Origin of the sequence: Micromonospora sp. NPDC048930, assembly GCF_043197935.1 — a bacterium.
In the GTDB taxonomy this organism is placed as follows: domain Bacteria; phylum Actinomycetota; class Actinomycetes; order Mycobacteriales; family Micromonosporaceae; genus Micromonospora.
Genome location: NZ_JBICUB010000030.1, coordinates 36,351 through 48,680 on the forward strand (window position 1 = coordinate 36,351; position 12,330 = coordinate 48,680).

The following is a 12,330-nucleotide window of genomic DNA, read 5'->3' on the forward strand; positions in this document are numbered from 1 at the left end:
CCATGATCGCAGGGATGACCGCCGGGGTACGCCAGGAGTCACGCGAGGTTCACCGCCCGCGTACGCCCCGGCGTCCCCGGCTGCCGGTGCTGCTCGCCCTGCTCGTCGGGGTGGCCGCGGTCGGCTACCGGCTGGCCCTGCTGCTCGCCGACGCCCCGCCCAGCAACAGCGACGAGGCGACCATGGGGCTGGCCGCCCTGCACATCGCCCGGGGCGAGGACTTCCCGGTCTGGTTCTACGGCCAGGCCTACATGGGGACGCTGGAGGCGTACCTGGCCGCGCCGCTGGTCGCGCTCACCGGGCCGTCGGTGCTCGCGCTGCGGTTGCCCACCCTGGCTCTGTACGTGCTCTTCCTCGCCCTGTCCTGGCGGCTCACCCGCCGGCTCGGCGGGGATCCCTGGTTCGGCCTGCTGGTCGTCGGCTTCCTCGCGCTCGGCTCGGACCGGGTGATCAAGAACCAGCTCATCGCCGGGGGCGGCTACCCGGAGCTGAACCCGGCCGGGGTCGCGCTCGCCCTGCTCACCGTCGCGCTCTGCACCGACCGGACGCGGGCGCGGCTGCCCCGCTGGGCGGCGTGGGGGTGGGTGTCCGGGCTGATGCTCTGGGTCGACCCGCTGATCCTGCCGTACGTGCTGGCCACCGGCGTGGTGCTGGTGGCCTGGCGGCGGCGGGAGCTGGCCGGCCGGGCGGGGCTGGTGGTGGCGGGCACGCTGCTGCTGGGGGCGACGCCGATGCTGCTGGACAGCCTCCGGCAGGGCCGGAACCCGCTCGCCGCGGTGCTCGGGGCCAGCGCCGGCGAGGCGGCGGCGAGCTGGGCCGAGCGGCTGTACGGGGGCCTGGTGCTCGGGCCGCCGCTGGGCATGGGCTTCTGCTCGCCGGGCCACTGCGCCGGCTGGCAGCTCTGGTGGGCGGCCGGCTTCCCGATCCTGCTCGTGTTCGGCCTGGTCGCCGCCGGGCGCACCCTCCGCGCCACACCCCCGTTGACGGCTGCTCCGACGCTCGCGCCGGTCGCCCCCGCGGATCTTGGACACTTTCCGTCCGCGACGAACGGCAACTGTCCAAGATCCGCCGGTGACGTCGCGGGCGGGGACGAGCGGCGGGTGTCGGCGGCGGTACGGCTGGCGCTGCTGGCCGGGGCGGCGGCGGTACTGGCGGCGTACACCGTGAGCAACGCGGCGGGGCGGACCCCGGTGGAGAGCGCCCGCTACCTGTCCTGCCTGGCGGTGGCCACGCCCGCCCTGCTCTGGCCGCTGTGGCGCGCCGCGCGCCGCTCTCCACGCCGGGTCGACGATCTGGCGGTGTCCCGGGCGGCCGCACACCGCCACCTCGCCGACCTGGATGCAACCGACGTCCGCCCGACCGAGGGTGGTCGGCGTGCCCGGTGGGCCGGCCTGGCGGCGGTCGCCGTGCTGGCCGGGATGCTCGGCACGGCGGGGGTCGCCACCGCCGCCGCGATACGGCACGTGCCCGCCGTCCACGCCGAGGCCGATCGGCACCGCGCGCTCGTCGACGCCCTCGGCGCGCTGGGCGTACGGCACGTGCGCGGCGGCTACTGGACGTGCAACCGGCTCACCTTCGCCACGAACGAGAACGTGGTCTGCGCGGTGGTCGACGACGAACTGCGCCCCGGTTTCGACCGGCTGCCCGCGTACCGGCGCGCCGTGGCGGGTGACCCCCGGGCGGCCTGGGTCGCGCCGGTCGGCTCGCCGCTCGCCGCCCGGCTCGACCGGAAACTCGGCCCCGGCCCGGGCGCGCTCGACCTGGTCACCGTCGCCGGCTGGCGGGTGTACCTGCCCCGCCCCTGACCCGACGGCGGTCAGGAGGAGGAGCTGGGCTGGCGCGGGTCGGGCGGGGTGACGGTGAGCAGTCCGAGGCGATAGGCGACGGCGGCCGCCTCGACCCGGTTGCTGACGTCCAGCTTGGCGATGATCCGGGAGACGTGCACGCTGGCCGTCTTCGGCGAGATGAAGAGCCGCTCGGCGATCCGGCTGTTGCTGTGCCCCTCGGCGACGAGTCGCAGCACCTCCTGCTCGCGGCTGGTGAGCAGGTCCGGGCCGGGACGCCCACCGCCGCGCAGCCCGACCCGGCGGGCCAGGGTGGCGACCTGCTCGCCCAGCGGAGTGGCGCCGAGCCGGGTGGCGATCTCGCCGGCCTCGCGCACCGCCGCCGCGACGGTGTCCCGCTCGCCGGCCGTGGCGGCCGCCTCCGCCAGCCCGAGCAGCGCCCGGCCCAGCGGGTACGGCTGTCCGGCCGTGCGCCACGACTCCACCGCCGTCCGCCAGGCCGCCAGCACCCCGGCGGCACCGACGCCACCGTCGGACCCGGCGCCGTCGGTGCCCGGCGCTGCGCCGTCGCCGCCGGCCCCCGCGTCGTCGAGCGCGCCGGCGACAGCGGCGCCGATGCCGGCCAGGATCGCGGCGACCTGGGCGGCGTGCGCCTGTTCCGCCGGGTAGCGGGCGGGCAGGGCGGCGGCCACCGCGGACACCTCGCCGGCCAGCGCGGCGTCCCCGGTCAGCGCGGCCGTCCGGGCCGCCGCGGTGAGCACCGGCCAGGCCTCCCGGGGCAGGTGGACGAGGCGGTCGTCGGCCAGCGCGGCGCGGCTCGCCTCGAGCGCCGCCAGCTTGTCGTCGGCGGCGAGGGCGGCCTCGATGCGCAGCTCGCGCAGCGGCAGCCGGTGGTTGGGCCAGAGGTACGGTCGGGCCAGGAAGGCCAGCGCCCGGCCGACCAGCTCGTCGGCGGCCGGATGCGCCCGGGCCAGCCGCAGCCCGGCCCGGAGCTGGAGCCAGTGCAGCCCGGACACGCCGGGCGGGTCGATCCGGGCCGCCTCGGCGCAGGCCACGTCGGCCTCGTCCCAGCGGCCCAGCGCGATCAGCGCCTCGGCCCGATTGGACAGCAGGTACGCCCCGATGGAGCGGCTGATCCCGACCCGGCGCGCCTCGCTCACCCCGGCGGCGGCCGTCTCCGCCGACTCGGCGTACCGGCCCAGCTCGTAGAGCACGTCGGAGAGGTAAACCAGGGCGCTGACCAGCGCCGGCGCGTTGTCGGTCGCCCTGGCCCGGGCCTCCGCCTGGCGCAGCTCGGCTAGCCCGAGGTCGGGCGTCTGGTCGGTGCGACGGAGCATGGCGATCCGGGTGGGCAGCAGGACCAGGTCCCCGCCGACCGCCTCGGCGCCGGCCATCGCCTCGGCCGCCACCGAGGCGGCCTGTTTCGGATCGACCTTCATCAGGTGTGCCGCGATGTCGGCGAGCAAACCCACCCGCTCCGGCCCGTCCGGCACCCCAGCCGCCAACCGGTACGCCTCACCCAGCTCGGCCGCACCGTCGCTCTTGCCGAGCAGGGCGAGCAGCCGGCCACGCTGGTCGAGCAGGCGGGCCGCGCGCAGCGGCTCGGCGTCGGCGTCCACCTCGGCCAGCGCGGCCCGGGTGAGGGTGAGGGCCCGGCTGAGGTCGCCGGCCGTGGTGGCCGCGGCGAGGGTCTCCTCCAGCACCCGCAGGTGGTCCATGCCGAGCCGCTCGGCGGCGTCGGGCACCAGCTCCCACAGTTCAAGGACCCGTTCCAGCAGCCGGCTCTGTTCCGCGTACGCGTACCGGTCGGCGGCGGCGCAGGCCGCGACTCGGGCGGCGAGCAGGGCGCGGGGGTGGTCGTGGGCGGCGTACCAGTGGTGGGCGATCTCGGCCGGGGCGCGACCGGCGGCCACCAGGTGCGGCTGCGCCTCGATCGCGGCGGCGTACCGGGCGTGCAGCCGGGCGTGCTCGCCGGGGAGCAGCTCGTCGTGGACGGCCTCGCGGACGAGGGCGTGCCGGAACTCGTAGTCGCCGTCCGGGTCGGCCACCACCAGCTGGGCGGCCACCGCGGCGCGGAGCGCGTCCTCCAGCTCGGGCTCGGGCAGGCCGGCGACCTCGGCGAGGAGCTGGTGGGCGAAGCGGGTGCCGCCGGCGGCGGCGATCCGCAGCACCCGCTGGGCCGGGTCCGGCAGCCGGTCGACCCGGGCCAGCAGCAGGTCGCGCAGGGTCTCCGGCATGGCGGCGCAGCCCACCGGGTCACCGGCGGCGGCCAACTCCTCGATGAAGAACGGGTTGCCCTGGGTACGCCCGTGCACGTCGTCGACGGCCCGGGGGGCGGGTTCGGCGCCGAGCAGGTCGGTGAGGATGGCGGCGGTGCCGTCCCGGTCGAGCCGGCCCAGCTCGACCCGGTCCACGCCGCGGGCCCGGTCCAGCTCCGCGAGGAAGGGCCGCAGCGGGTGGCCGCGGTGCAACTCGTCGGTGCGGTACGTGCAGACCAGCAGCAGGCGGGCGGCGCGGGCGGCCCGGACCAGGAAGCCGATCAGGTCACGGGTGGAGCGGTCGGCCCAGTGCAGGTCCTCGATCACCAGCACCAGCGGCCGGTCCTCGGCGATCCGCCCGAACAGGTCGGCGACCAGGTCGAACAGGTACCCGCGCGGGGTGTCGGAGACCGGCAGGCCGGTGGGCGCGGCGATCCCGGCGGGCACCCGGGCCAGCTCCGGCAGGAGCCGGGCGAACTCCGCCTCGTACCCGGCGAAGGCGGCCGGGCCGTCGCGGCGCAGCACCTCGCGCAGCGCGGCGGCGAACGGCGCGAAGGGCAGGCCCGCCTCGCCCAGTTCCAGGCACTGGCCGACCAGCACCCGCGCGTCGCCGGCGTGCGCGCCGAACTCCTCCAGCAGCCGGGTCTTGCCGACGCCGGCCTCACCGCCGACGAGCACGGTGGTGGGCTCCCCGGCCCGGGCCCGGCCGAGCGCGGCGCGCAGCGCGGTCAGCTCCTCGTGGCGGCCGACGAGGACGGTGCTGGCGGCGCGTACGGTCACGCCGTCGAGCATGCCACGACGGCCGGCGACGCCGTCCCCGCCGACCGGCCGGTCTCCCCCGGCCGGCCCGGCCGCCCCCGTGGCGGCCGGACCGGCGTCGAGCGAGGCCGCCGGAGCCGCACCCGACCGACCCACGGCCGGACCGGCATCCAGCCAGCCGGCCGAAGCCACATCCAGCCGATCGACGGCCGGGCCGGCGGGGGGCGGCGTCGCGGCGGGTGCGGCCGGCCCGGGCGTGTCACGGATCGGACCGGCCGGCGGCGCGGCCGGCGCGGTCACCTCCCGGCCGGTCGCCGGCGGCGCGGGGTGCGCCGGTCGGGCGGTCGGCTGGGCGACGGTGGTCACCGGCGGCCGTCGACGGTACGGGCGGCGTGCTGCCGGCGGCTGAGCCAGCCGCGCGGGTGCCGGCGGGGCAGGGACCGGGCGAGCCGGTCGCGGGCCGCGTCGGCCTGGAGCTCGGAGGCGTGGCTGCGGTGGATGGTGAGCATGAGCTCTGCGTCGTTGCCGAACATGTCGGATTCCCCTGTCGTGTCGTTTCGCTGTCGACACTGACTTTCCGCGCGAAGGTGGCCCCGGGGCATGGGTCCGTCGCCTGATCTTCCCGCCGTCCCCCTCCTTACTCCGGGGCCTGGACGGTCGGATGACGCCGTAAGGTACTCAGCCGGATCGGCGGAGGGCGGCCACGGATCAACGGGTCTCGGGGCGACCACTAGACTCTTCGGCATGGCAAAGCCCCAGGAGAAGGTCTCGTTCGGCCAGCGGCTGAAGCAGATCGGGATGGTGTTCCAGTTCACCGCCAAGCAGGACCGGTGGTTCGCGCCGCTGACCGCGGCGGCGGTGCTGATCCCGCTCGCGCTCACCGTGGTCGCGGTGATCCTCGGGGGCTGGATCTGGCTGCCGATCGGCATCCTGTTCGCGCTGCTCGCGGTGCTGATCGTGCTCAACCTGCGGTCCAACAAGGCGATGATGAACGCCGCCGAGGGGCAGCCGGGCGCGGCGGCGCAGATCATGGAGAGCATGCGCGGCGACTGGCGGGTCACCCCGGCGGTCAGCTCCACCACGCAGATGGACATGATCCACCTGGTGCTGGGCCGCCCGGGCGTGATCCTGCTGGCCGAGGGGAACCCGCAGCGTGTCCGGGGCCTGCTCGGGCAGGAGAAGCGCCGGCTGGCCAAGGTGATCGGCTCCGCGCCGCTGCACGACTTCGTGATCGGCCAGGGCGAGGGCGAGCTGCCGATCCGCAAGCTGCGGATGACCCTGATGCGGCTGCCCCGCACGCTCTCCCCCAAGGACGTCAACGCGCTCGACAAGCGGCTCAAGGCGCTCACCGCGCGCCCGCAGATGCCCAAGGGCGCGATCCCGAAGAACATGCGGCCGCCGCGCGGCGCGTTCCGCCAGACCCGGGGCCGCTGACCCCCACGTACGAGAAAAGGAGCCGGCCCCCACGGGCCGGCTCCTTTTTCATGCCACTCCCCGCGCCGCGCCCGCCCTGCCCCCGCGCCCCAAGATCCGCGCCCGCGCCAAGATCCGCGCTAATTCACCGAAAGAGTGGCCTCCGGCCGACGGATGACCACTATTTCCCAGAAACAGCGCCCATGGACGCTGGCGCGGCGCGCGGGCGGCGCCGGGCGCGGGACGCCGGGTGACAGCGAGGCAGGTGCGTGGGGCGGCTCGGCGGTGGGGGCGGTCAGCGGCGGGCGGGGCGGGGGACGTCGGCGATGACGGAGCCGCTGAGCCGGTCGTGCAGGCCGCGGCGGTGGGCATCCATGATCACGGCCGGCACGACCAGGGCGAGCAGGATGCCGCGCAGCAGGGCCCGGAACACCCCGATCCGGCCCCCGTCGGCCCAGGACAGGCAACTGATCCTCGTGATGTACATGCCGGGGGTCTGGGCGAACAGGCCGAGGAAGAAGCCGTACTCGAGGATCAGCACCAGGACCGGGGCCCAGCCGTCCCGGACCGGGTCGGCGAAGATGTTGGCGACCAGCAGGCAGAGCACCCAGTCGATGACGAGCGCGCCGAAGCGGCGGCCGAGGCTCGGGGGCGTGAAGGTGGGGTCCGCGGCGGGCGGCACCGGTACGGCGGCGGTATCGGTCACAGCGGTCAAGGGTAGTCAGGGCCGGTGCCTGCCCGGATACGGCGGTTCGACCCCACGCGAATAATCGGACCAAAGCCATCAATTAGCGCCACACCGACCCGGGGAGTATCGTCCGAACGGAGACCCGAAGGCGACTGAGCGGCACAGATGACGCTCCGCGAGGGACGTAACACGGCGGAAACAGAAGAGACACGGCCGGGCAACCGCGCCGCCATACCGTCGCCAGGAGCCAGCCACCGGAGTGGACCTGCCAGGAGGACGTGTGTTCGCCAATCCCGAGGAACTCCTGCGATACCTCAAGAACGAGGACGTGAAGTTCGTCGACGTACGTTTCTGTGACCTGCCCGGCGTGATGCAGCACTTCAACCTGCCGGTCGAGTCCGTCGACGACGCACTCTTCACCGACGGCCTCGCGTTCGACGGTTCGTCGATCCGTGGCTTCCAGGCGATCCACGAGTCGGACATGCTCCTGCTCCCGGACGTCGCGACCGCCTTCATCGACCCGTTCCGCGCCCAGAAGACCCTCGCGCTGAACTTCTTCATCCACGACCCGTTCACCCGCGAGGCCTACTCGCGGGACCCGCGGAACGTGGCGAAGAAGGCCGAGGCGTTCCTGGCGTCGAGCGGCATCGCCGACACCGCGTACTTCGGCGCCGAGGCGGAGTTCTACATCTTCGACTCGATCCGCCACGAGACCTCCGCGCACCAGTCGTTCTACTACATCGACTCGATCGAGGGCGCCTGGAACTCCGGCCGGGAGGAGGAGGGCGGCAACCGCGGCTACAAGACCGCGTACAAGGGCGGCTACTTCCCGGTGCCGCCGGTGGACCACTACGCCGACCTGCGCGACTCGATCGTGCGGCGCCTGGTGGACACCGGGTTCACCGTGGAGCGGTCGCACCACGAGGTCGGCACCGCCGGCCAGTCGGAGATCAACTACAAGTTCTCCACCCTGCTGCACTCCGCCGACCAGCTTCAGCTCTTCAAGTACATCGTGAAGAACGAGGCGTGGGCCAACGGCAAGACCGCCACCTTCATGCCGAAGCCGCTCTTCGGCGACAACGGCTCCGGCATGCACACCCACCAGAGCCTCTGGCTGAACGGCGAGCCGCTGTTCTACGACGAGACCGGCTACGCCGGCCTGTCCGACACGGCCCGCTGGTACATCGGCGGCCTGCTGCACCACGCGCCGTCGCTGCTGGCCTTCACCAACCCGACGGTCAACTCGTACCGCCGCCTGGTGCCGGGCTTCGAGGCGCCGGTGAACCTGGTCTACTCGCAGCGCAACCGCTCCGCCTGCACCCGCATCCCGGTCACCGGCAGCAACCCGAAGGCCAAGCGGGTCGAGTTCCGGGTGCCGGACCCGTCCAGCAACCCGTACCTCGCCTTCTCGGCGATGATGATGGCCGGCCTGGACGGCATCAAGAACAAGATCGAGCCGCCGGCGCCGATCGACAAGGACCTCTACGACCTCCCGCCGGAGGAGTGGGGCGACGTCAAGCAGGTGCCGGGCTCGCTGCCGGAGGTGCTCGACGCGCTCGAGGCCGACCACGACTACCTGCTCGACGGCGGCGTCTTCACCCCGGACCTGATCTCCACGTGGGTGAGCTGGAAGCGGGCCAACGAGGTCGACCCGGTGCGCCTGCGCCCGACCCCGCACGAGTTCGCCATGTACTTCGACTGCTGAGCCCGATCAAGGCGCTGACCTGTACCAACAGATTGCCACTGATCTTGGGTACAGGTTGGGTACAACCTCACGGACGGCGGTCATGCCCGGCTCACAGCCGGCGTGGCCGCCGTTCCGTGTTGCCCGAGCGCGCCGTCAATGAGCAGCCGGGTCCGGTCGAGCACGTCCGGCCACTCGTGGACGTAGGTGTTGAGCGTGACGGTGGGCGTGCTGTGCCCAAGCGCGAGCTGGACCGTCTTCACCGATGCGCCGGCGTGGATCAGCACCGCCGCCTAGTAGTGCCGCAGTCCGTGTATCCCCCACCGCGCCGGCAGGCCGACCGCCTCCCGGGCAGTCGCCCACGTCCGGGAGAAGGTCGCTGCGTTGACAGGCTCGCCACCGACACCCCGGAACAGCAGGCGGGCGGTCCGGCCGGCAGCGGTCCGTGTCGTCGTCGACCTCGACCGCGTCGGACCCGTCGGCCAGGTGTTGACACAACGCCACCGCTACGACATCAGGTAACTCGACGGTGCGGGCACTGGTGTTCGTCTTGACGGGGCCGAGGAACGGCTGACGACCCTTGAGCACCCATTCTGCCTGCGCTGCACGATCAACGCACCCATGCGTCCCGTCACCCCTCGGGCGCTTGCCACCAGCTCGACGCATGGTCCCGGAATGCTTGACGCATCGGCGTCACCTGACGCTCTACGTGGCGACATCGAGGCTCACCGACCATGGGTAGCGGAAGCAGCTGACAGCCACTGCCTCATCAGAACCTGCGTGACACTCCGCCGCCTGTAGCACAAGCCCTACGCCAGGGTCAGGTCGCCGAGCTCATCCGAACTAGCGGCGACGGATGGAAGGAATTCGCCGGCCTCGACCGTCGCCCGTCCGTGTAACGCGGGCCGCTCGATTCCAGGCCACGGCAGCAGGTCCGCGGTCGCCACCGCTGCCGTATGACAGAATGCGTCCAATCCGGAGCAGAGCTGGCGGAACGGGCGAGCCGATGACGACGAGCAGAACCGCCAAGCTGCTGCGGAGAGCCGGGGACCCGCAGCGGGCTACGTTCCTGGAACTCTTCTTCGACCTGGTGTTTGTCGTCGCGCTCGCTCAGCTCTCACGCGGTCTGGCCGAGCATCTCGGGTGGAGCGACGCCTTCCGGACGCTGGTGCTGTTGCTGGCCATGTGGTGGATCTGGTCCAGCACCGCGTGGATAACCGACCGGATGAACACGCAACAACCGGTGATCCAGGCCCTGGTCATCGCGACCATGGTCGGCAGTCTGGTGATGGCGGCCGCGCTGCCCGAGGCATTCGGCGACACGGGCCTGATCTTCGCGGGTACGTACGTCGCCATCCAGATCGGCCGCGGGCTCGTCCTCGCGGTCACCTTTCGTGGCCACGAGCTGCAGCGCATCGGCGTGCGGGGGCTGTTCTGGTACGGCCTGTCGGCGCTGCCGTGGATCGCGGGGGCGCTCGTGCACGGTACGTGGCGTGGCGCGTTGTGGGCACTCGCGGTGGTCCTTGACCACACGGCAGGCTCGCGGGGCTTCCCCACCCCGGCGGCGGGCCGTACGCCCAGCCAAGACCTTGTGATCTCGGACGAGCACCTGTCCGAGCGCTACCGGCAGCTCTTCATCATCGCGCTCGGCGAGCTGATCCTGGTGACGGGGCTGGCGTTGAGCAGCAGCGGCTTCGCGCCTCATGGAACCGCAGCGTTCGGAGTGTCGATGGCGACCACCGTGCTGCTGTGGCGGATCTACATATACCGCGCTGGGGAAGTCCTGGAGGGAGCGATTGCCGCGTCTGCCGAACCGGCGCGCCTCGCCCGATGGGCGTCATACGCCCACCTGGTGATGCTGGCCGGCGTGGTCGTTGCCGCCGTCGGCGCCGAACTCGTCATCGCCCATCCACTCGGGCACACCCCACCGGCCTGGATCGCCGTCATACTCGGCGGACCCGCGCTGTACCTGGCCGGGCGCGCCCACTTCGAGTACGCCGTGTTCGGCCGCGTGTCCCGGTCTCGACCGATCGGCGTGCTTGTCCTGGGCGCCCTGACACCGGCGATGCTCCCCCTTCCGCCACTGCCGGTCGCCACCGCCCCTGCCCTCGTCCTAACCGGGATCGCCATATCCGACGCAGCCCGCGCCCGCGGACGCCCGCCCGAGCCGCCGTCACCACCCAGCTAGCCGGACGTGTCACCCACGTCCCGATACTGATCTGTAACGCAGGTCCTGAGACCCGACAGCTGCCTCAGTTCTGGTGCCTCAGTTCTGGTGTCCGGCTTCATTTGATCCGTGGCACATTAACGCCACATGATGCGTGACGGCTCTGGCTAGAACGAAGCTTGGCCAGATTGCCGGTTCGTCGGGGGTTCGGCAGGCCTGGATACGTAGTCATTTCGCCGCAGCGGTTGGCTGCCAGTTGATCCGTTCATAGCAGACCAGGGCGATCAAGATGATGGCGACCAGAGCGAGGGCGGCGAGGGCGGGAAGGTGTCGGGCGACGGGCAGCAGCGCGAGGATGGTGCCGGCCGCGAGGATCTGGGCGGGTGGGGTGTGCCGGACGGTAAGTCGGAGGAACAGTGCCCGACCAATGAGGTAGAGGGCGGGGCCGCCGAACAGAGCTGCGATCGAAGACCAGTCCAGCGGGGTCCCAGCGGGCTGCTGGAGTGGGTGGTGGGCCATGTTGGCGAGGACCACCTCGATGCCGACGGCCAGGTAGATGATCCCGGCGATGAGCACGAAGTGAGCCAAGCTGTAGGCGATGCTGCCGGTCCGAGTCCGGTCCGGAGCGGGGATCCGCGCCAGGGCTTGCCCGGCTGGTGCGGCGGTGTTCTCGAAGTACAGCCACCACAGGGCCAGCGCCATGGTCAGGGCGAGCAGCGCAGCGATCAGGACCGGCCAACGAGTGACCGCCGATCCGGCGCCGACGCCCACCGAGATCAGCGACTCGCCCAGAGCAATGATTACTATCAGGCCGTGCCGCTCGGCGAAATGGCTGGGGCTGGGCAACAGAGCGTGTCCGGCAGAGACCGCGATGAATAGGCCGCCGATGCAGTCGATGAGGAACGCCGCGGCCCACAACAGCGTCTGCGTGGCGCCGCCGAACACCGCACCGAACAGCAGCGCAATCAAGCCCACCGAGACCGGGATGAACCGGAAGCGCAGCGAAGCGCGTAGCCGCGCGTTACCGGCCGATATGTGCCAGACGAGGGCCAGATATACCGCCCGGACGACGATGTAGACGAGGGCCAGAGTCATGGGCGCGGCCAGTGACTGGTTGCCGTGCCGCCACGCCTCGGGGAGGACCAGGGCGGCCACGAACATCGCGGCCATCACAGCGGAGTTTCCGGCGCGGACCAGGCCCACGTCGGCGCGGACCTGGTTGGCCAACCAAGCGTAGTTAGTGAACGGCCACCACAGCAGCAGCAGGAGCACAAGGCTATGCGCCAGCCCGAGTGGCGTCGGCGCCCGTGCCGTGAACGTCTCCACCCGGATGAAGGCGAACACGAACACCAGGTCGAAGAACACCTCGAACGGCGTGGTCCGATGGGTTTCCTCGGTCGGCACCGGCGGCCGGGCCCGGAAGATGTGCCTCATAGGCCTATCTTGTTCGCCCAACATTCGGCAGATCCGGATTCAACACTTAGAGCGACCGGCAGTAGGCATCCAAGATACGGACAGGCGGGTACTCCGATGTAGCGAGCAGGCACGGGAATCGATCATCAGAGTTGTCTACGCTC

At 72.3% G+C, this 12,330-nt stretch carries 9 protein-coding genes; 4 read left to right on the forward strand and 5 right to left on the reverse strand.

The genetic code is table 11. From position 1 onward, the window contains the following. Nucleotides 1–2: 2 nt before the first annotated feature. Nucleotides 3–1,805 (forward strand): ArnT family glycosyltransferase, encoded by a 1,803-nt coding sequence (locus ACGFI9_RS36655; protein WP_393185594.1) that lies wholly within the window; start codon nt 3–5, stop codon nt 1,803–1,805. Between the two features lie 11 nt (nt 1,806–1,816). Here ACGFI9_RS36655 and ACGFI9_RS36660 read toward each other — a convergent pair whose 3' ends face one another. Next, nucleotides 1,817–5,167 carry an AAA family ATPase gene (locus tag ACGFI9_RS36660; RefSeq protein ID WP_393185596.1) on the reverse strand — a complete coding sequence of 1,117 codons (3,351 nt, stop codon included), beginning with the start codon at nt 5,165–5,167 and terminating at the stop codon, nt 1,817–1,819. Further along, the gene (locus ACGFI9_RS36665) at nt 5,164–5,334 is read right to left on the reverse strand and encodes a hypothetical protein (RefSeq protein WP_393185598.1); all 171 of its coding nucleotides are present in this window, start codon (nt 5,332–5,334) and stop codon (nt 5,164–5,166) included. Before ACGFI9_RS36665 ends, ACGFI9_RS36660 begins: the two co-directional genes overlap by 4 nt. A gap of 211 nt (nt 5,335–5,545) precedes the next feature. Here ACGFI9_RS36665 and ACGFI9_RS36670 point away from each other — a divergent pair, with 211 nt between their 5' ends. Next, nucleotides 5,546–6,235, forward strand: coding sequence for a DUF4191 domain-containing protein (locus tag ACGFI9_RS36670; RefSeq protein WP_393185600.1), 690 nt, complete (start codon nt 5,546–5,548; stop codon nt 6,233–6,235). Between the two features lie 274 nt (nt 6,236–6,509). On the opposite strand, the gene ACGFI9_RS36675 is transcribed toward ACGFI9_RS36670, so the two are convergent. Further along, a complete protein-coding gene (locus ACGFI9_RS36675; RefSeq protein WP_393185602.1) occupies nt 6,510–6,920 on the reverse strand; it encodes an RDD family protein in 411 nt (136 codons plus the stop codon). A gap of 262 nt (nt 6,921–7,182) precedes the next feature. Here ACGFI9_RS36675 and glnA point away from each other — a divergent pair, with 262 nt between their 5' ends. Further along, a complete protein-coding gene (gene glnA / locus ACGFI9_RS36680) occupies nt 7,183–8,607 on the forward strand; it encodes a type I glutamate--ammonia ligase (RefSeq protein WP_393185604.1) in 1,425 nt (474 codons plus the stop codon). An 80-nt stretch (nt 8,608–8,687) separates the two neighbouring features. Here the strand turns inward: glnA and ACGFI9_RS36685 are convergent, their stop codons facing one another. Beyond that, the gene (locus ACGFI9_RS36685; protein WP_393185605.1) at nt 8,688–8,873 is read right to left on the reverse strand and encodes a hypothetical protein; all 186 of its coding nucleotides are present in this window, start codon (nt 8,871–8,873) and stop codon (nt 8,688–8,690) included. A gap of 719 nt (nt 8,874–9,592) precedes the next feature. Between ACGFI9_RS36685 and ACGFI9_RS36690 the strand changes: the two genes are divergently transcribed. Continuing rightward, the gene (locus ACGFI9_RS36690; RefSeq protein WP_393185606.1) at nt 9,593–10,774 is read left to right on the forward strand and encodes a low temperature requirement protein A; all 1,182 of its coding nucleotides are present in this window, start codon (nt 9,593–9,595) and stop codon (nt 10,772–10,774) included. A 207-nt stretch (nt 10,775–10,981) separates the two neighbouring features. Here ACGFI9_RS36690 and ACGFI9_RS36695 read toward each other — a convergent pair whose 3' ends face one another. Beyond that, entirely contained in the window at nt 10,982–12,187 is a 1,206-nt protein-coding gene (locus ACGFI9_RS36695) for a low temperature requirement protein A (protein ID WP_393185607.1), read from the reverse strand. Between the last annotated feature and the right edge of the window lie 143 nt (nt 12,188–12,330).

Bases quoted from the DNA above. Each gene is read 5' to 3' on its own strand.
- ACGFI9_RS36655 (WP_393185594.1), top strand. From the start codon at position 3: ATGATCGCAGGGATGACCGCCGGGGTACGCCAGGAGTCACGCGAGGTT.
- ACGFI9_RS36665 (WP_393185598.1), bottom strand. From the start codon at position 5,334: ATGTTCGGCAACGACGCAGAGCTCATGCTCACCATCCACCGCAGCCAC.
- ACGFI9_RS36670 (WP_393185600.1), top strand. From the start codon at position 5,546: ATGGCAAAGCCCCAGGAGAAGGTCTCGTTCGGCCAGCGGCTGAAGCAG.
- ACGFI9_RS36690 (WP_393185606.1), top strand. From the start codon at position 9,593: ATGACGACGAGCAGAACCGCCAAGCTGCTGCGGAGAGCCGGGGACCCG.
- ACGFI9_RS36695 (WP_393185607.1), bottom strand. From the start codon at position 12,187: ATGAGGCACATCTTCCGGGCCCGGCCGCCGGTGCCGACCGAGGAAACC.